15 protein-coding genes and 1 pseudogene are annotated in these 20,134 nt (G+C 65.0%); 11 read left to right on the forward strand and 5 right to left on the reverse strand.

What is annotated here, in order from left to right:
- Together ACRYA2_RS25990 and ACRYA2_RS25995 are read left to right on the forward strand one after the other, a co-directional pair.
- Positions 1-251, forward strand: a 251-nt coding sequence (locus ACRYA2_RS25990) for a zinc ribbon domain-containing protein (protein ID WP_433634608.1), incomplete at its 5' end; no start/stop codon positions are given.
- 44 nt (positions 252-295) lie between these two features.
- Positions 296-517 carry a GNAT family N-acetyltransferase gene (locus tag ACRYA2_RS25995; protein ID WP_433634610.1) on the forward strand — a complete coding sequence of 74 codons (222 nt, stop codon included), beginning with the start codon at positions 296-298 and terminating at the stop codon, positions 515-517.
- Positions 518-1,037: 520 nt separating this feature from the next.
- On the opposite strand, the gene ACRYA2_RS26000 is transcribed toward ACRYA2_RS25995, so the two are convergent.
- Both ACRYA2_RS26000 and ACRYA2_RS26005 read right to left on the reverse strand, forming a co-directional pair.
- Positions 1,038-3,356 (reverse strand): nitric-oxide reductase large subunit, encoded by a 2,319-nt coding sequence (locus ACRYA2_RS26000; protein ID WP_433634636.1) that lies wholly within the window; start codon positions 3,354-3,356, stop codon positions 1,038-1,040.
- A 238-nt stretch (positions 3,357-3,594) separates the two neighbouring features.
- The gene (locus ACRYA2_RS26005; protein WP_433634612.1) at positions 3,595-3,813 is read right to left on the reverse strand and encodes a hypothetical protein; all 219 of its coding nucleotides are present in this window, start codon (positions 3,811-3,813) and stop codon (positions 3,595-3,597) included.
- A gap of 71 nt (positions 3,814-3,884) precedes the next feature.
- Between ACRYA2_RS26005 and ACRYA2_RS26010 the strand changes: the two genes are divergently transcribed.
- Positions 3,885-5,216: a M14 family zinc carboxypeptidase gene (locus ACRYA2_RS26010; RefSeq protein ID WP_433634614.1), complete on the forward strand. Its 1,332-nt coding sequence runs from the start codon at positions 3,885-3,887 to the stop codon at positions 5,214-5,216.
- Between the two features lie 235 nt (positions 5,217-5,451).
- Positions 5,452-8,271, forward strand: a complete 2,820-nt coding sequence (locus ACRYA2_RS26015; RefSeq protein ID WP_433634616.1) for a M14 family metallopeptidase — start codon at positions 5,452-5,454, stop codon at positions 8,269-8,271.
- A 46-nt stretch (positions 8,272-8,317) separates the two neighbouring features.
- Here ACRYA2_RS26015 and ACRYA2_RS26020 read toward each other — a convergent pair whose 3' ends face one another.
- Positions 8,318-10,087, reverse strand: a complete 1,770-nt coding sequence (locus ACRYA2_RS26020) for an acyl-CoA dehydrogenase family protein (protein ID WP_433634618.1) — start codon at positions 10,085-10,087, stop codon at positions 8,318-8,320.
- Between the two features lie 382 nt (positions 10,088-10,469).
- Here ACRYA2_RS26020 and ACRYA2_RS26025 point away from each other — a divergent pair, with 382 nt between their 5' ends.
- The 5 genes from ACRYA2_RS26025 to ACRYA2_RS26045 all read left to right on the forward strand — a co-directional run bounded on the left by ACRYA2_RS26025 (position 10,470) and on the right by ACRYA2_RS26045 (position 16,590).
- A complete protein-coding gene (locus tag ACRYA2_RS26025; RefSeq protein WP_433634620.1) occupies positions 10,470-12,077 on the forward strand; it encodes an ABC transporter substrate-binding protein in 1,608 nt (535 codons plus the stop codon).
- 104 nt (positions 12,078-12,181) lie between these two features.
- The gene (locus ACRYA2_RS26030; protein ID WP_433634622.1) at positions 12,182-13,183 is read left to right on the forward strand and encodes an ABC transporter permease; all 1,002 of its coding nucleotides are present in this window, start codon (positions 12,182-12,184) and stop codon (positions 13,181-13,183) included.
- A gap of 1 nt (position 13,184) precedes the next feature.
- A complete protein-coding gene (locus tag ACRYA2_RS26035) occupies positions 13,185-14,177 on the forward strand; it encodes an ABC transporter permease (protein ID WP_433634624.1) in 993 nt (330 codons plus the stop codon).
- 2 nt (positions 14,178-14,179) lie between these two features.
- Complete coding sequence (locus ACRYA2_RS26040) at positions 14,180-15,295, forward strand: ABC transporter ATP-binding protein (RefSeq protein WP_433634626.1); 1,116 nt, start codon at positions 14,180-14,182, stop codon at positions 15,293-15,295.
- On the forward strand, positions 15,292-16,590 hold the full coding sequence (locus ACRYA2_RS26045) for an ABC transporter ATP-binding protein (RefSeq protein ID WP_433634628.1): 1,299 nt from the start codon (positions 15,292-15,294) through the stop codon (positions 16,588-16,590). Before ACRYA2_RS26040 ends, ACRYA2_RS26045 begins: the two co-directional genes overlap by 4 nt.
- Here the strand turns inward: ACRYA2_RS26045 and ACRYA2_RS26050 are convergent.
- Both ACRYA2_RS26050 and ACRYA2_RS26055 read right to left on the reverse strand, forming a co-directional pair.
- Complete coding sequence (locus ACRYA2_RS26050) at positions 16,581-17,102, reverse strand: DUF7974 family protein (protein WP_433634630.1); 522 nt, start codon at positions 17,100-17,102, stop codon at positions 16,581-16,583. The two genes, ACRYA2_RS26045 and ACRYA2_RS26050, sit on opposite strands and share 10 nt — an antisense overlap.
- A 173-nt stretch (positions 17,103-17,275) precedes the next feature.
- Positions 17,276-18,181, reverse strand: a complete 906-nt coding sequence (locus ACRYA2_RS26055) for a DUF6920 family protein (protein WP_433634632.1) — start codon at positions 18,179-18,181, stop codon at positions 17,276-17,278.
- 190 nt (positions 18,182-18,371) lie between these two features.
- Between ACRYA2_RS26055 and ACRYA2_RS26060 the strand changes: the two genes are divergently transcribed.
- Positions 18,372-19,196: a sugar phosphate isomerase/epimerase family protein gene (locus ACRYA2_RS26060; RefSeq protein ID WP_433634634.1), complete on the forward strand. Its 825-nt coding sequence runs from the start codon at positions 18,372-18,374 to the stop codon at positions 19,194-19,196.
- A 188-nt stretch (positions 19,197-19,384) separates the two neighbouring features.
- Positions 19,385-20,134 (forward strand): annotated as a pseudogene (locus tag ACRYA2_RS26065) (transposase); the annotation flags it as partial.

The raw sequence follows: 20,134 nt of genomic DNA on the forward strand, positions 1-20,134 counted from the left end.
CGAGTCAGCGGTGTTCGCACTGTGGGTTTACCCACGAGGACAATCGTGACGACAAGCGGTTCGTGTGTCAGGACTGTTGGTATGGGGTGAACGCGGATTACAACGCGGCGAAGAATATCGCCAACCGATACTGCGGATATATCCATCGCGGGCAGAAGTCCCGCGGTGGATGGGATACCAGTCAACTAGCCCTCAAGTCAGGGACGTTGAACGTGAACGGCGATTACACGCCTGCCGAGCTACTCGGGTAGAACGGGAGTCCACTGACAAGCCTCGGGGCGTGACCCCGAAGCGGTTGACGTACTACTGTACCGTCTACGACGTCATCGTCGCCGCCGACCGCCGTGGTGAGGGCTTCGGTGGGACGCTCCTGAACGCGGTCCTCGACCACCCCGAACTGCAGTCCGTCCAGGGGCTCTCGCTACTCTGTCGCCGTGGGCTGGTGCCGTTCTACAGGCTGAGTAGGGCGAGTGCGTTGGGGCGTGACCCCGAGGGTGACGCCCGTCAACAGGTTTAATTTACCACGTCTCGTACCGTGGTTTAACGACCGCAACGGACATTAAAGACCTTAATGTGAAGTGGTCGTTGGGAAGTTTGGAAATGCGACATCTCTCAACACCTTGCCACGACAGGTGAGACAGGTGTTATCGGGTCGTGGTGGAGCGACCGACCCTCACGGACACCAGCGAGGTGTTCGGGTGTTACTTTCAGCCGACCCCAATCGGGGAAGGTCGAGGGGAAGTACATTCGCCTGCATCCGACCGCCCGTTTCTGGGCGCTCGGACAAAACGGTGAAGCCTCGGGGCGTGTCCCCGAGGTACTTCACGAATCGGTCGGGTTCGAACCGTCCAACCGCGACGTCGAGGTTCCCGAGGGCGGAACCGAGGAACTGGTCAGAATGACCTACGAACGGGACGATTAGTCGACGAGGGCGGCCGCTCGAGGGTCGTCTCGTGGCGACCCCTGCTCCGTCTCCGTCTCCGCGTCCGGGCGAACGCCGCCCGCCGAGGCGACCGCGGCTCGACGTGGCGAGCCGCTCAGTCGTCGTCTTCCGGAGCGTACTCGTCGCCGAGGATACGATTCGCGATCGGTTGGTCGAGCTGGCGCTCCACGTCGGCGGCCGTCTTGCGGTGACGGAGTTTGGTGAGCACGTCGGCGGCGAATACGAGCGACCCGACGATTATCATGACGTCTCCCGGGACTCGGAGCCAGAACGTCGTCTGAACTACGTCGCGGTTGTAGAACGCGAGGCTCCGGGCGGCGGCGTAGCCCTCGGTGAACGCGGCCTCGAGCTGGAGGAACCCCACCGGCAGTACCGAGGTGAGGACCATCACCCCGAGTCCGACGTTCATCAGCCAGAACGACCACCGAATCCGTCGCCTGCTCCACCGGTCGCTGAACGTCGTGATACGGAGCATGTAGATGACCATCCCCATGGCCAGAAATCCGAACGCGCCGAACATCGCGGCGTGGGCGTGAGCGACTGTGAGGTAGGTGCCGTGCTCGAAGTAGTTGATCAGCGGGAGGTTGATGAAAAAGCCGAGCACCCCAGCACCGACGAAGTTCCAGAACCCGCTCGCGATGATGAACAGGAACGCCCACCGGTAGGGAAACGTCTCGCCGGCCTCCGAGAGCGTCGCGTACTCGTTGAGCGCCTCGAAGAGGATGAACACGAGCGGAATGAGTTCGAGCGTGGAGAACACCGATCCGAACGGAATCCAGACGTCGGGCTGGCCGACCCACCAGTAGTGGTGGGAGACGCCGATGACGCCCGTGCCCATGATGAACAGCACCTCGAATATGACGGCCTTCTCCGCGGACCGTCGCCGGAGCAACCCCATGCTGACGAGCGTGAGGCCGACGACGGCGACGATGAAGAACTCGAAGGCCCCCTCGACCCACATGTGGACGACCCACCAGCGCCAGAACTCCGTCATGACGATGTTGGTCTGGGGGGTGTACAGCATCCCCGCGGTGAACAGGAGGCCGATGGACCCGCCCGCGTACAGTATCATGTGTGCGAGCCCGTACCGTGGCTCGTCGTCGAGCAGCGGCCGAAAGCCCCGCCAGACCAGGAACGTCCAGAAAGCGAAGCCGGCGAGCAGACCGACCTGCCAGATGCGCCCGACCTCGACGTACTCCAACCCCTCGTTGCCGACGAGCCACCAGTACCACTGGTCGGTGTCGACGTAGCCGTTGATTCCCAGCCAGATGCCGAGAAATCCGCCGACGGTCACCAGAACGAGCGCCCCAAGGAGCAACCAGACGAACGTGCTCTGTCGATGCGGTTCGTATCCGGTGAGCAGGGACGCGAGAAAGATGCCGGCGGCCAGCCACATGGCCGCTATCCAGAGGATACCCAGGTCGAGGTGGAACGTCTTGGCGGCCGTGAACGACAGCAGCTGGAGGACGTCGACGCCGGCGATCTCCCGGAGGCCGAAGAAGGCGTCGCGTTCGATGTAGTAGTGGGCAAGCAGTCCGCCGAGCAGCGTCTGGGCGACGAACAGCAACGCCGCGACCGGGACGTACCACAGCGTGGCGACCTGACTCGGGAGTACGTCGATTTCCTCGGGACCCGGAACCGAGAGGCCGCCGGTCACGTCGGGGTCCGGGAGCTGGACCGATTTGTAGAGCCAGATGCCGACGCCTGCGGCGCCCACCAGCAGGATCATGCTAATCGCGCTCCAGATGACGTTCGCTCCCGTCGGAACGTTGCCCGCGCCGGGCGCGGGGGGCCAGCCATTCGTGTACGAGTGGTCCGACCCCGGTCGATCGGTGTGTGAAATCCAGGCCGTCCAGAGCGCGAAATCGGCGAACCGGCGAGCGTCCTGCTCGTCGCCGATCATGTCTGCAGGAACGCCTCGTTCGCGGGCCCCGTCGTGATACCGGTCGACGTACACCCGTCGTACTTGGCGGTGAGCGTAGACCTCGGCCGCGGAGTACTGCGCCGTTCCCCGGATGGTCCCCTCGTCAAGGTCCGTTTTCACTATCTGGTCTACCGCAGCCTGCTCCGGCGGGTCGAGGTCGCCGTACTCCGCGTCGTACCACTCGCGGGCGTAGTAACGCCGCATGAACTTCGTCTTGAGCCGCAACGCGTCGGCAGTGTAGTCGACGCCGAAGTACGCGCCGTTCCCGAGAATCGACCCGTGGTTCATCATACCCTCGGACTGGAACACGGCCTTGCCCCGCTGAATCTGGGCGTCGCTGGCAACAGTGTTCCCGTCCGGTCCCCGAACGGTCTCGGGTATCGGCGGTACGTTCTGGGAGGAGTACCACGCGCCGACGCCCATCACCACGAGATTGAACACGAAGACCCCGACGAGTATCTTCGCCAACGTCCGCCGACGAACTCCGATTTCGTGGAACTCGAATCTCACCCCAGGTCCCTCCGCTCACGACGAGTCGCTCCCTGCGAACGGTAACGACTCATTGTTCGTGATGTTCCGTTCCATTCTACTTAGTAACGAGGGAGAAATGAGCGAACGACTCGAATCCGGAGCTACGTTCCGATAATTTCGCCGTAAAACTTTAGGGGTGCTGTGGTGAATCACCGAACGGCGAGGGTCCCCAAACGAACGTTCGCGTCTGGCGCCATCACCACGACGCCTTCGACATCCCCCTCGCCGCCCTGGTTATCTCGTTTCTATCTATCTGCGAGGAGAGAATCCCGCCGTTTACCGTTGCGGCCGCCGGTACCGTCAGGTCGTGAGGCGGGATGCGGTGTTTCCCACGACCGACGCGAACGCACTCACCGCTCTTCCCGGTACTTTCGTTGACGCCAGTGACGGCCGACCCCGGCCACCTATCCCTCATGGATTCGTAAGATGATATACTATAATACAACTGAATAAGTACTATACTTTTCCAGTGTTATCGTCGTAGATATGGATCGCAGAACGTACCTGACAGCGCTCGGGGCGACGATCACGGGCGCGGCGACGACGGGTATCGCCGCCGCGAAAGATCATCCCGTGTATCGTCCGGGCGGCCCCTGGCCGGGGCAGTTGCAGGCGATCAACCTGAACGGGCTGCTCACCAACGAGCAACTCGCGGACCGCCTACAGCAGATCGACCGACGGAGCGACAGGCTCGATCTCCGCCAGATAGGCCAGTCGGCGGGGCGGAACGCCCCGATATGGGAGGCGACGGTCGGCACCGGCGACACGAACGTCCACCTCATCACGCAGATTCACGGCGACGAACCCGTCGGAACCGAGGTCGCGGTGGACCTTCTCCGCGAACTCGCGCTGAGCGACTCCAGACAGGTCCGGTCGATTCTCGACGAACTCACGCTCACGGTCGTACCGCGCGTCAACCCCGACGGGGCGATGTTCCACTATGACATCGACGACGACGGTCGTAGCGAGTGGGTCGGCCGGCGGACGAACACCCAGCGGTGGAACGCCGACGACTCGCGATACGAACCCTGGTACCATTACACGCACCCGGACGGAACGACCCCCGGCTACGACATGAATCGGGATTTCAACCTTCGGCCGCCCTCCGAGTTCGACCCGCGAACCGACACCGACCCCGGGTGGTGGTCGCAGGTGGACGGGGACTGGTATCTGGACATGCCGTACGAGGGATACACGCTGCTCGCGAGCGGCCTCCGGCTGGCGCCCGAAGTCAGGGCCGTCACGCGGTCGTATCTCGACGCCGACCCCGACATCGCCATCACGCATCACCACCAGGGCGCCTATCTCGTCCCGGACTCCGGGAACGGAAACGGCCCCGCCGACCAGACCGTCATGAGCGTCATGGGCCAGTACGGACCGGCGTACATAGAGCAGTCGCCGTTTTACGACCCGGACGTCCCCGTCGAACAGGTCGTCAACCCGTTCGTCGACGCGGCCACCAGCACGCGCTCGCTCCGTCTCAACGCGCTCGTCGCGAACGCGCTCGCCGAACGCGGCAACAGCGTCTTCGACACCATCACCCGGTACAGCTACCTCCCGCTGTGGGGGTCGTATCTCGACGCCCTGACGCCGCACACGGACGCCGCCGGCATGCTCTACGAGGTGTCCTACCAGACCGACGACCGCGGGCAGATGTCACTCGGGCGGATGGTCGAGGCGACGAGAGTCGGCTTCGTCGAATCGCTCGAAGCACTGGCGACGGAGACGCTCGACCAGGTCTCGGCGAGCGACTACTTCGACATCCCGACTCACGGGAAATCGCTCGACAACCCCCACCTGAGCATGCGACGGCGCTAGTATATCTCCCCTGACGTTCGACCGCGTGGACGGGGCGTATCGCCGTTCCGGGGCCGTCCCGCGGTCGCGTTCCGGGTTTCGACCTGAGTTCGATGAGTGAGGGCCGCTACTGCCGAGTCAGGTAATACATCCTTTGCGTGGGGATTTTAACTTATCACTTCTTACAATAAATTAATCTATCCTCGTTACCATTACCCACACTGCTCGCTGGCGCACGCAGCGAGCGGACCCAACCATGTCAGAAACACCCGGCGGTTCCGACCGTGAATCGCGTTTCGAACGGAGCGGTATCTCGCGGCGTCAGTTCGTCAGGCTCTCCGCCGCGACGGCCGGCGCACTGACGCTCCCCGGCAACGCCGTCGCGGACACCACCTCGCCGAAGTTCTCGGACCTGTACGAGTATGTCGTCACCCACGTCCCCGAGGACTACGCCGTCCCGACGCTCGTCGAACTCTCCGATACGGCCGGCTTTCGGGAGCTAGCGGCCAACGGCTTCGACCCCGTCACGACCACTTCCCCCACTATCGCGGCGTACATCTCGGTCACGCCGGCCGACGTCGACGCCGTCACCAGCGTCGATAGCGTCACGGCGCTCCGTTACTCGCCAGGCTCGAACCCCTTCTGGCTGCTGGACTACTATCCGGACGGCGTCTTCCCCGCGCCCGACGACAGCGTCGACTTCATCGACTTCGAACAGATGGTCGACGGTATGCGGTACCTGCAGGGACGGAACGACGACCGGCTGCGATTTTACTCCGTCGGCGAGAGTCCCGGCCACTACAACCTCTTTCTCGACGAGGCTGGCCCACAGAACCTCTGGGTCGCCGAACTGACGAACGACGTCCACGACGACGCCGCCTTCTCGGAGAAACAGAAAGTCGTCTTCACCCTCTCGATACACGGCGACGAACGGTCCGGGGCAGAGGCGGGCACGCGATTCGTCGAGCAACTCCTCGCGGGCGACGAACCCGAGGTCGAGGCCCTGCTCGACGACGTCGTCCTCGTGTTCCTCTACCCGAACCCAGACGGGTGGATCGCGCGCAACCAGCAGTACCGCGTCGACACCGATGGCGACGGCGAACCGGAGCACAACTCCTTCAAGCGCGTCACCGCGACGGGCGTCGATCCGAACCGCCAGTACCCGACCGTCGGTTGGATCGACAGCGAACACAATCCGGCCGAACCGGACGGAACCGACCTGGTGGACGACGAGCCAGGTATCGACGGCGACGTGCCTCCCCGGTACACCGACACCGTCCCGGACGCGCTCGACATCGTCGAGTTCCTCCGTGGATACGACAACGTCCGCATCGGTTCGGACCTCCACGGTATGTTCTGGTCCTCGGACTTCATCGAGGGCCTCATCGTCAACGACGAGTACGACACCGACGAGTTCCACGACCTCTACGAGTGGAACCGTCGCACCGAACATCGGGTCGAGAACGCGCTCGCCGACGAACTCGACGCTCACCGAGACCGGTTCCGGGAACTGAACGAGACGTACGGAAACGAGTGGGGATTCGACGGCTCGGCGTTGCCGACGCCAGAGGAGGCGTACGACTACGGGACGATCCTCGATACGATCGGCTACACGACGAGCGGGACGCTCATCAGCTGGATGAGCCAACCCCGCGACCAGGGCGGGCTCGACATCCAGATGATGGCCCACGAGATGGGCTGGGACAACCGCGTTCTCGACCGGATTCCGTTCCGTCCATGGCTCGTCGACCTCCAGGTCACCGGCTACCAGGAGGTGATACGGGAGACCGCCCAGCACGCCGTACGGACGGTCACCGGGACGATAGAGACGGGCGGCGAAACCACGGCCTACGTCGACACGGACGCCCTCACCCGGACGTCGGCCGCGCTGTCGTTCACCGACGCACGGACGCGGACGACGACGCGCCACGTCACCGTCGGACCGGCACCCGAGCGAGTGACGATCGACGTCCCGGATACGACGCGGTCCGTATCGGTGTCGCTGACGGCGTCGGGGTTGATACTGGCGCGACTCCGCACCCCGACGGGGCGGGTCGTACAGCGATACAACGCCGCCGCGGCCGACTCGTCCGAGGGAAGCGTCGAGTGGACCGTCCAGACGCCCCGCGCCGGCGAGTGGACGATCAACGTCAAGACGGTCGGTGGTTCGAAGGAGGCGGCGGTGACCGTGCGCGAGTCGCTCGTCCTCACCGACGCCGACGACGCGGTCACGGCACCCGACCCGGTCGACGTCCTCGGCTACCAACAGCGGCCGTACAGCGTGTCGCCGCTCGAGTACTTCCCGGACTACGCCGCGGCTATCTCGGGACCCGACCAGCGGGCGACGAACGACGGGCGACGGAACGAACGCGGCAACGGCAACGTCGTCGAGGACGTGACGGGAATGACGGTCGACGACGTCGGCGACGGCGCGCTGTTCCGCGGTCGGAGCGAACGACGGGCGGTCGACAACCTCGTCGTCAACCACGCACGAGGCGCGTCGAGTGACGCGTACACGGCCGAACTGGACAGCTTCGTCGAAGCGGGGGGAACCCTCGTACTGACCGACCGCGGCGTGTCGCTGCTGGCCGCGCTCGAAAACGACCTCGTCGACGCGATTGGCGACGAGGACGTCACCGAAATCGAACGGTTCAGCGCCTTCCTCTCGGAACGCGTCGGCGACCATCCGCTCCTCGCCGACACGCGTCCGATTCAGCGGGAACTGTGGAAGCCGGCGCCGCTCGGCTACCCCATCTCGACGCCAGGAACTGCGCCGCTCACGGTCGTCGAACCGGCGGCGTTCACGGCCGCCGGTGGCACCGTCGCGGGGTACACAAACGAGACCGGCGGTTCGGGACGGTACGTCTCCGCCGGTTCGTTCACGGCCGGTGACGGAGAAATCCACGTCGTCGGCGGCTTGCTGCCCCCGGCGCACCAGTCCAGCCTCCATCCGTTCGGAATGCTTGACTACACGGCGACGTTCCTGGGACACACCGTGTTGACGAACGCCCTCGGACACCGACAACTCCGGTACGTCGACGGCGAGTTGGTGGCGACGTACGGTAATCTGGAGTAGGCCGACTCCGGTCACTTCTTCCGGACGTCGACGCCCGACGGGCCGTTCAGTCGGCCACCTCAGGGTGGGGAATCGCGTCGGGGTCGAGACGGTGGTACCGTACCACCGCGTCGTAGGCGTCGAGGTTGGGCGGATTGTCGTCCGGAATCCCTCGGCCGCGGTCCGTGTCGAAGCGGTCGTCGACGAACGTCCTGGCGACGACCGCCTCGCGGGCGTCGTCCTCGTCGTCGAGGCGCCGCTGTGCGGCCGAGAGCAACAGCGCGGCCGCGTAGACGTCGAAGACGTAGTCCGCGAGCTCCTTCGCGACCAGTTGTGCCTCGTCGGGGTCGGTGGCCGCGAGCGACGAGAGCGCGTCGCGGAGGGCGTCGAGTTCGGTTTCGACCGTCCCCGTCGCGTCGGCCAGCGACGGATGGGTGGGGGTCTGCAGATACTCGCCGACCCGTGCCAGGAGGCGTTCGCCGGCGTCGCCGCGCGACAGCGACCGAAGCAGCTCCAACGAGAGGACGTTCGAGGTGCCTTCCCAGATGGGAAGGACCTGCGCGTCGCGGAGGAGGCGGTTGGTGACGAACTCGTCGACGTATCCATTTCCGCCGAGAATCTCCATCGCGTACGAGGTCGTCTCGACCGCCATGCGTCCGGTTCGGTACTTCGCGACGGGGACGACGGCCCGCATCAGCGAGACCGCATCGTCGCCGTCGCCGCGTTCCGCGGCGTCAAGCAGCGACATCGCCTCCATCGTGAACGCGGTCATCGCCTCGTAGTCGACGGTGAGTTCGAACAGGTCCCGCCGCAGCAGCGGATGTTCGTCGAGCCGTTTCCCGAACGCCTCCCGGTTCGCGGCGTGAACCTTCGCCTCCAGGAGCGCGCGACCCGAGACGCCCGTCGCGCCCGCGGCGTTGGCGACGCGCTCGAAGTTGAGCATCCGTGTCATCTGCTTGAACCCGTTCTCCGGCTCGCCGACGAGGTAGCCGAGGGCGCCGTCCAGTTCGACTTCGCCGGTCGGAACGCTGACGGTGCCGAGTTTGTCCTTGAGACGGCGGTACGTCTGGTCGTTGAGCGACCCGTCGGGTTTCGTGTGGGGGACGAGGAACAGCGAGAGGCCGTCCGTACCGTCGGGGGCTCCCTCGCGGCGCGCGAGGACGAGCGTTCCTTCGGCGTCGACGTTCGAACAGAACCACTTCTCGCCCGTGAGTCGGTACGTGCCGTCGTCGGCTTCGACGGCCGTCGTCTCGTTCGCGCCGACGTCGCTGCCGCCTTGTTTCTCGGTGAGGAACATCGCACCTTCGACGTGGTCGTCGACGTCGCGTGCGGTGAGACGCTCGTAGTACCGCCGGAGGACATCCGCGTGCTCGGAGTCGTCGGCGTAGTTCTCGAGGACCAGTGCCGCGCCGGCGGTCATCGATACGGGACAGGCGAACCCGACGTCGCAGTAGGCGAGCAGCGTCTGCATCACGAGCGTGTGGGTCAGTCCGAGCCGTTCGTCTCGGTCGGGCGGTGCCTCGAACGAGTCCGCGACGACGCCGGCCTCGTACGCGAGCCGGTCGTTCTCCGCCTGCGCGGGGTGGTACTCGACGCGGTTCTGGACGTCGCCGTGTCTGTCGTAGGTGTGGAGGATGGGTCCGTGCCGGTTCGCCACGTCGGCGTTGTCGGCGATTCGCGTCCCGACGACGCTACCCCACTCGTCCAGTTTCGGCTCCGCCCAGTCGAACTCGTCGCCGTACTCGCTTCGAGCGTGCCGTCTGAGCGTCGGGTCCATCCGCCAGTAGTTACAATCGCGGCCTTCGGTGAGGTCCGCGTACGGACGCTGGAGTGTCATATGGTAACGCTCCCTACCAACGACGATTACTCTATTGAAATCGTCGGTCGTGCGACCACTCGGGCCACCGCTCCGATCGGTCTCCCCTCACGGTCGCGTCGTCGGAACGCTCGGTCCGACGACTGTACCGCGTTTCGCGCGCGAGCACGGACGAGCGCCACTGATCCGTTCGTTCGACGCAGTGGCTGTCACGCCGAGGTAGGAACGGGTTGAATTCCGATTAGCTGCCGAAAATATTTTGCCGAGGATTGGTTTGGCCGGGAAAACTTCGGTAACTCAACAATAAAGGAGTTAATATATCGTTGTAGACTGGTCAGTGTCGATAGATTTTTATTGGCTGTCGAACGTTGTTGCTTACCATCACCTGTGGTGGTGTGTCACAATGGCGGTAAACGAGAAAGACGAACGACGAGAAGAGAGCGGAACCACCGGCGTCGACCGACGGAGCGTGTTACGCGGTATCGGGGCAGCGGGGACCGTATTCGTCCTCGGATTCACCGGGACGGCCGGAGCGCAGGGCGACCAGATGCTGAAACTCGCACAGGTCAAGAGCCCGCTGGAGTTCGACCCGATCGTCCTCAACGACGTTCCCTCCGCGCAGGTGTCGGACCGTGTGTTCGAGGGGCTGTATCGGTACGACGAATCGACGACCGTGGTCCCCGAGTTGGCGACGGGCGAGCCCGAAATCAGTAACGACGGCAAGACCTACGTCGTCCAGATAAAGGACGGAGCGACGTTCCAGAACGGCGACCCGGTGACGGCGGAGGACGTAAAGTACTCCTTCGAGGCTCCAGTCGACGAGGAGACCGAGAACGCCTCGGAGCTGAACATGATCGACACGGTGACAGCACAGGACGAGCGCACGGTCCAGTTCGACCTCAAGTATCCGTTCGGGGCGTTCAACCACACGCTCACGTGGTCCATCGTCCCGAAGTCGGTCCGCGAACAGGACAAGGAAGCCTTCAACACGAAGAAACCCGTCGGGTCCGGACCGTTCGAGTTCGTCGACTGGCAGGAGGGTAACTTCGCCGAGGTCAGGCGCTGGGACGACTACTGGGGCGAGCCGAAGCCACAGCTCTCGGGCATCCGATTCGTGCCCGTCGAGGAACCGACGACGCGCGTCACCACCCTACGGAACGGCGAGAACGACGTCATTGAGGAGATTCCGCCGAAGCTCTACCCGCAGGTCCGGGGGATGGGAGACGCCGGCATCGAAGAAGTCCTCGGCATCGGCTACTTCTACCTCGCGTTCAACTGCAAGGAGGGACCGACGGCGGACCCCGCGGTCCGGGAGGCCATCGACTACACCTTCAGCATGGATCAGGCGGTGTCGAACTTCATCGAACCGACGGGCGAACGCCAGTACAGCCCGCTCCCGCAGCCGGTCGTGGAGGAGTGGGGGATGCCCGTCGACAGGTGGAAAGAGATTCCCCACGACAAGGATGTCGACCAGGCGAAGTCGATGCTCGACGACTCCGACTCCGTTCCGGACGACTGGAACGCGAACATCATCGTCCCGCCGGACGACAAGCGCGAACAGATCGGCGTCACCGTCGCGAACGGGCTCAAGGAGGCCGGGTACAACGCCAACGTCCAGCGCCTCGACTGGGGTGCGTTCCTCGACAAGTACGCCTCCGGCGACCCGAACGACTACAACATGTACACCCTGGGCTGGGCGGGCGTACCCGACCCCGACGCGTTCACCTACTACTTCTTCGCCGAGGAGTCACACGGCGTGACCGACGGGACGTTCTACGGCAAGGTAAGCGACCAGATCGTCTCGGCGAGGGAGTCCAACGACCGGGCTGAGCGAAAACAGCTCTACGTGGACGCCATCACAACGATGTTGCAGGACCGTGCGCATCTGTCGGCGTACAACCTCAAGAACAGCTTCGGGGTGAAACAGTACATTCAGAACTTCCGTTCGCACCCGGTGGGGAGCTTCACCGTGGCCGAGGAGTACGCAAACACCTCGCTCTCGAGTCAGTAGGCGAACGGCTCCTCTCCCCGTCTCCGAGGCGAAATGACGACGACATTCCGAAAAAGCGTGGTAACCATTACAGCCAAACGAAGCGACGCCGGAGGTGATCGGTCGTGGGTCTGCTGAGGTACGCGATCAGACGATTCCTGCAGGCCATTCCGGTCGTCATCGGTATCGTGACGATAACGTTCCTGTTGACCGACGCCATTCCCGGCGACCCGGTCAGCATCATGCTCGGGCCGTCGCCGAGCGCCGAACAGGCGGCGGAGATACGCGCGAAGTACGGACTGGACCGGCCGCTGTACGTCAGGTACGTCAACTACCTGGCGGACGTCCTCCTCCACGGGGACCTCGGACGGAGCCTCTACTACAACGTGCCGGTCTCGCAGAAGATCATGGAGCGAGCGCCGGTGACGATACTGTTGCTCCTGTCGAGTTATGCGTTCGCCATCGCGGCCGCCATTCCGCTCGGCATCGTCTCCGCGAAGCGACGGAACCGGCCCACCGACCACGTCTCCCGCGTCGTCGCGCTCGTCGGCGTGAGCACGCCGTCGTTCTGGATCGGCCTGATGCTCATCATCGTCTTCGCGTACCACCTCAACGTGCTTCCCGCCACGGGACTCGTCCTGCCGTGGGCGGCCCCCGCTTCGGTGGAAGGCGCGCAGACGCAACTCGACGTGGTCGTCGCCTCGATAGAGCACCTGCTCTTGCCGACGCTCTCGCTGGGGACGCTCCAGATGGCGGCGATCATGCGCATCGAGCGCTCCTCGATGCTCGAGGTGCTCGGACAGGACTACGTTCGGCTGGCCCGCGCGTACGGCATCCCGGAGCGGACGATCGTCACCAAGCACGCGTTCCGGAACGCACAGCTTCCGGTCATCACCGTCGTCGGCCTCCAGCTGACCTCGATACTCGGGGGAGCGGTGCTGACCGAGACGGTGTTCAACATCAACGGCATGGGCCGGCTCATCATCACCGCGATAAACAACCAGGACTTCCAGCTCGTGATGGGGACGACGTTCGTGTTCGGACTGACGTTCGTCGTCGGGGTCGTCCTGACCGACCTCTCGTACGCGTACGTCGACCCGCGAGTGTCCTACGACGAGGCGGATTGACATGGCAACAGGCGAAACCCAGTCGGACGATTTCGTCACGCGCGAATCGGAGCGAGAACTCGGCGAGGAGCGCGAGGAAGTCGAATCGCGAGTCGGATGGCGGTACACCGTCCGGCAGGTCAAACGGGACACGACCGCCCGCATCGGACTGTACATCATCGGTTTCATGACGGCGATGGCCGCGTTCGCGTTCGTCGACTCCCAGTTCCTCGACTACGCGGTCGCCGAGGCGGTCTGGTACAACCCCAACCACGACCCGGCGAATCCGAAGATGCTCTATCCGCCGGTGGGTATCGAGAACGTGTACGGGACGGGGTCGTGGGCGCATCCGCTCGGCACCGACCACCGCGGCCGCGACATACTGGTTCGGCTGGTGTACGGGTCGCGCATCGCCATCCAGGTGGGCATCATCTCGACCGTCATCGGCATGGTCGTCGGGACGCTCGTCGGTGCGGTCGCGGGCTACTACGGCGACTGGATCGACGACGCGCTCATGCGCGTGGTCGAGACGCTGTACGCCATCCCGTTCCTCGTGCTGGTCATTGCGTTCATGGCCGCGTTCGGCCGCGACCTCACGTTCGCGATGATAGGCGTCGGCATCACGACGATTCCGGTGTTTGCCCGCCTCATCCGCTCGCGCGTCGTTAGCGTCCGCGAGGAAGACTACGTCGAGGCCGCTCGCGCAGCGGGCGTCCGCGACCGCAACATCATCCTCAGACACGTCATTCCGAACAGCTTCGCGCCGGTGCTCGTGCAGGCGACGCTCCAGGTCGGCATCAGCATCCTCATCGTCGCCGGTCTCTCGTTCCTCGGGTTCGGTGCCCAGCCGCCCACGCCGTCGTGGGGCCAGATGCTGGCCCAGTCGCGCGGGTTCATGCTTCCAGACCCGTGGTTCAGCGTCTGGCCAGGCATCGCCATCCTCGTCACGGTGATGGGGTTCAACCTGCTCGGTGACGGCCTCCGCGACGCGCTGGACCCACGCATCAAGAACTAACCATGACGGAACCACTGCTACGAGTCGACGACCTCAGCACCCACTTCTACACGGAGGGGGGCGTCGTCCGTGCGGTCGACGGAGTGTCGTTCACGGTCGAGGAGGGCGAAATCGTCGGACTGGTCGGCGAGAGCGGCGCGGGCAAGAGCGTCGCGGTCGCCTCCGTCCTCCGCCTCATCGAGGCGCCCGGCGAAATCGTCGGCGGCGAGGTTTGGTTCCGGGACGAACTCCTGTTCGGCGTCGAGGAGGGACCGGACGGCGAGCTACGCCCCCGGGAGGCGATGCTGTCGAACCGCGAGATGCGCCAGCGGATTCGAGGCAACGAGATAGCCATCATCTTCCAGGACCCGATGGAGAGTCTGAATCCGGTGTTCACCGTCGGCGGTCAGCTCCGCGAGGTGATCGAACTCAACCGGGGGCTAGACGAACGGGCGGCGAAAGCGGAGGCGATACGGATGCTCCGCGAGGTCGGCATCCCCGAACCCGAGGAGCGGTACGACAGCTACCCCCACCAGTTCAGTGGCGGGATGCGCCAGCGAGTCCTCATCGCGATGGCGCTGTCGTGCGAGCCGAGCCTCATCATCGCCGACGAGCCGACCACCGCGCTCGACGTGACCGTCGAGGGACAGATCATCGAACTCGTCGACGAACTCCAGTCGAAGTACGGAACGAGCTTCGTCTGGGTGACCCACGACATGGGCGTCGTCGCCGAGATCTGCGACCGGGTGAACGTGATGTATCTCGGCGAGGTCGTCGAACAAGCGACGGTCGACGACCTCTTCTACGACACGAAACACCCCTACACCGAGGCGTTGCTCGACTCGATTCCGCGGCCCGACCAGACGATAGAGGAGTTGAATCCCATCAGCGGCGTGATGCCGGAGGCCATCGACCCGCCGCCGGGGTGTCGATTCCACACGCGCTGTCCGGATGCACGCGAAGCGTGTACGCGCGTCCATCCCGACCTCCGTTCGGTGACCGACGAGGACGAACCCCACCGTGCGGCCTGCATCAAACACGACGCCTTCGACGTGGACTACTGGCAGAGCGACCCGATCGAGAACGAGACACGTCGGCGATTCGACGACGACCTCGTCGCCGAGGGGGAGAGACGATGAGCGACGCCGCCACGCCGTCGTCCGCTTCGCCCGTGGACGACGGCGAGGAGCCGCTCGTCCGGGTCGACGGCCTGACGAAGCACTTCTCGAACCAGCAGGGCATGCTCGCGGGGCTGACGGTCGACGGCGACGGGGACGGTTTCCCGGTGCGGTTCGACCGACAGCGAGTACGGGCGGTAGAGGACGTGAGCTTCGACATACGACGCGGCGAGACGCTCGGGCTGGTCGGCGAGTCCGGCTGTGGCAAGTCCACGCTGGCCCGCACGATTCTCAGGCTCCTCGAACCGACGGCCGGGAGCGTGTACTTCAAGGGCGAAGACGTGGCGTCGATGGACGGCGAACGGTTGCGCTCCCGGCGCGCCGACATGCAGATGATATTCCAGGACCCCCAGTCGAGTCTCGACCCGCGGATGAAGGTCGGTCGCATCGTTGAGGAACCGCTGAGGGCCCACGGGATGCTGGACGAGGAGGGACGGGAGGACCACGCCCGGGAACTGCTCGAGAAGGTCGGACTCGACCAGCAACACTACAACCGCTACCCACACGAGTTCTCCGGCGGCCAGCGCCAGCGCATCAACCTGGCCCGGGCGCTGTCGGTCGAACCCGACTTCATCGTCTGCGACGAACCGGTGTCGGCGCTCGACGTGTCGATACAGGCCCAGGTGCTGAACACGATGCGTCGCCTCCAGCGCGAGTTCGGACTGACCTACCTGTTCATCGCGCACGACCTGAGCGTCATCCGGCACATCTCCGACCGCGTGGCCGTGATGTATCTCGGCCAGCTGGTCGAACTCGCCGACAAGGAGGAACTGTTCGAGAACCCACAGCATCCGTACACGCGGGCGCTGCTCGACTCTATTCCGGTTCCGGACCCGCGCGAGACCGGAACGCGCGGCGTACTGGAAGGCGACGTGCCGAGTCCCATCGACCCGCCGTCGGGGTGTCGGTTCCGCACCAGATGTCCCCGGCTCATCGCGCCGCCCGAGTACGACCTCGTCGACGAGGAGTGGGCGAACGTCCGACGGTTCATGCGGGCGGTCGACCGGCGGTCGTTCGACGTCGACGAGACGGACCTCACCGAGACGTTCTTCGCCAACGCCAAACCCCGGGGGGACGCCGGGCGCATCGTCGACGAGGCTATCGACCGTGTGCTGGCCGGCGACTGGGAGGCGGCGAGCGAACTGCTGAACGGGTCGTTCGCCGAGCGGAGCATCTGCGCTCGCGAAGACCCCGACTACGAGGTGCCGTCGGAGTACGGCGGCCGCCACTTCGCGGCCTGTCACCTTCACCGGTGAGGCTCTCCCGCCCCCGAACGGCGGACGTCGCTCTCCGGCGCACGACGGTCGACGACGACGGTCGTCGCGTCGCTCGGCCGTCGGCCGTCGGTCGCCACGAAGGCGGCGATCTCGTGCTCGCCCGGCTTCGCGTCCTCCCGCTCCTGCTCGCCCGCTCGCTCGAACCGCGCGTCCCACGTCCGGCGGAATCGCTTGCGCTCGCGGGGTCGGAAGACGAACTCGGCCGAAGTCGCCCGGTGGTACCGGGGTTCGTCGCTCGCTTCGAGCAGGCCGTCGACCGACCATCCCCACAGGCGGAGGCCGGACGTCGAGACGGAGACGGGCACCGGCAGTCGGTTGCGGAACTCGATGTCTATCGCGACCGTGTCGCCCGGCCGGTAGCGACGGTGGTCGGTCGCGACGCTGACGGTGACCGCCCGGCGCGCGAGCGACTGCGGAACGAGCGCCCCGAGCGCCGACGCGAGGTAGTTGCGCCCCGGAAACCCGAAACGGTCGTCGTCAGCGTCGTTCATGCGTGTTCAGTGGAACGTTCGGGCGAGAGCGACGGTCGTCCGTCGCGTCGCACTGGCCGTCCCCGCCGTCCGATGGTTCACCGGTACCACGGTCCCGTACCAGTCAAATCTTCCGGGGCGGAGTCGAACGCGAACGCGAGAGCGGACGCTCACGAGGACCGGTGTCGTCCGGGTCAGTCCACCGGCCGGTGGTCGAGCGCCGTTATCCTCGCGCGCCAGTAGGGGAGGTTCCCGTCCGGCAGGTTCCACTCCACCTCGGCGTCGACGGGGACGAACATCCCGTTTCTGCGCCGGTAGTTCCTGAAGTAGCCCGTCCACCGGGTCGGCTCGAAGCCATCGTCGACCCGCCGGTAACGGTCCTCGGCGACGACGCGCTCGACCGTGTTCCGGTCGTCGAAGTGGAAGACCAGCGAGACCGTGGTTCCGTCGTGGTCGAGCGTCGCCCGCGCCGACCGCTCGTCGATGGGCTCCCACTCGACACCTTCGGTCGGCAAGAGGGCCGTCGGGAACCAGACGCTCTCAGCGAGATACCGCATCAGCTCTCCGGCGTTCGTCTCCGGGGACGGTTCGGCCTCGGCCACCGTGACGGCCGAGAGAAGTCGGGCGCGAAGCGACCCCTCGCCGTCCCTGTACTGGTCGACGACGCGAACCGGGACGAGCGGCGCTATCGCTATCGTGGCGTCCCAGACGAACCCCGGGGGGTCGACGGTGTAGTGCTGGGTCGCTTCGAGCGCTCTCCACGGCGCGTCCGCGTCGCCGAGCCGGAACTGGCCGCGCTGCTCCAGCCGGACCGTCCGCACGTACGGCTGGCCCTCTTCGAGCACGGTGTCGAAGTACCGCCGTACGGGGGGCGGTAGCCCCTCGACGTCGTCCCTCGTGAACGCGCGCTCCGAGCGAGCGTCGGCGGCTCCCAGCAGTTCCTTGACGAGTCTGGTGCGGGAGCGCTCCAGTCGGAGCTTGCCGACGAGGACGACGCCGGCTACGAGCGCGACGAGCCCCCCGAGGACCGACCGGGGCGAAACCGACGCTCGAACTCCCTCCCATCCGACGTCCGCGTCTGGCAGGTCAATTGATACCATCGTAGGTCCCGTCTACTCCGTCTCCCTCGCGTCGGATATACCCCAGAGTCGGTTCTCGCCCGCTACGAACCACCTCCGTCCCGACCGGACGAAAGGAAGGCGTGGTCCCCGCGCCGACGGCTACCGGGAACGGCGTCGGACGAGTCACAATCAGAACCGATATGAGCGGGGACCGCGAGGTTCGGGCTCCATGACGAGCAGCGACACCGAAGCCCGAGGGGACGCCGACCTCGACGTCGGTTTCACCCTCGGTCTCGACCTGCCGTTCGATAGGAGCGTCGAGTGGGCCGCCGACGTCGGGTTCGCGTTCGTGGAACTACTGCTCGACGGCCGGTACGCCCGCGAGCGCATCGCCGACCGACGTGACGCGATGCGGGGGACGCTCGCCGACGCCGGCGTCGGCCTCGTCGTTCACCTCCCGTTCACCGTCGACCCCGGGTCGCCGTTCACCCCCGTCCGGGACGGCGCCGTCGCCGAGTTCACCGCCGGCATGGACCTCGCGGCCGGTCTGGGAGCGGAGACGGTCGTGTTCCATCCCTCCTCGGCCGCCTGGGAGCTCGGCTGGACCGAGTCCGAGCGCCGGGAGTTCGTCCACGCGAGCCTCGACGAACTAATTCCCGCGGCTCGCGAACGCGGGCTGGTTCCCTGCGTCGAGAACGTCGTCTCCAGTTACTACGACGCGACCGCGTTCCCGGAACTGCTGGAGCGGTACCCTGACGCGTCGATGACGTTCGACACCAGCCACGCGCTGCTCGCCGGGATGGACGAGACCGAGATGGCGCGGTTCTGCCGCGAGCACGCCGACCGGATTGGACACCTCCACCTGGTCGACACCCGCGGCGGTGACGACGAGCATCTCCCCGTCGGGATGGGTCGCATCGACTTCGCGACGGTGTTCGCGGGTCTCGCGGACGCCGACTGGTCCGGCACGGCGACGCTGGAGGTCGGGACCGAGGACTACGACACCATCGCCCTCGGGAAGGACCACGTCGAGGAACTGCTGGCGACTGTCTGACTCTCCTGCTCTCGTCGCCCGGCGGACGGCGACGGGCGTCTGCCCTCTATCTTTAATCAGCGAGAGAATCCCGCCGTTCACGGCGGGCGTGAATCGCGTCATTCGACTACGCAATCCACAGTCGATAGCAGGCCGGATATTCCACGCCAATCCACACTATTAAGTAGATTTGTCTACATAGGCTATGTATGGCGATTCAGGCCACTCGCACCTACGTTGGTTTCATCCAGAACCAGCAACAAGTGCAGGGTGGTCTGGATTTGCTCGGTGATTCAGCCTCGAAAATCTGGAACGTCGCACGCTGGACAGCAGACCGCGTATGGGACGCAATCGGTGAGATTCCCGACGAAGGCCCGCTGAAATCGTACATGAAGAACCAGTCGTGCTGGAAAGACCTGAACGCACAATCCAGTCAGAAAGTCATCGAAGAACTTTCTGACGCTTTCCAGTCGTGGTTCGACCTGCGACAGCACGACTCAGAGGCGAATCCGCCCGGCTACCGCAAACACGGCGACACCCGCCCCCGTAGCACGGTAACATTCAAAGCAGACGGGTTCAAACATGATCCTGAGAACAACCGGGTCAGACTCTCGAAAGGCGCGAACCTCAAGGAGTCTTGGTCGGACTTCATCCTCTGCGAGTACCAGACTCGCCCGGACGTTGACCTCGGAGAGGTCAACAAGGTACAGACCGTTCGCGCCGTCTGGAACGGCGAGGAGTGGGAACTGCACTTCGTCTGTAAAGTCGAACTCGAAACCCAACGACTCCGCAGGCGACGGCGTGGCAGGAATCGACCTCGGCATCAAGAATATCGCCACGGTCGCGTTCCCCGATGAATACGTTCTCTACCCCGGCAACTCACTCAAACAGGACAAACACTACTTCACGCGAGCCGAGTACGAGACGGAAGGCGAAAATGGGCCATCAGAGAAGTCAAT

Source organism: Halomicrococcus pelagicus (genome assembly GCF_050954125.1).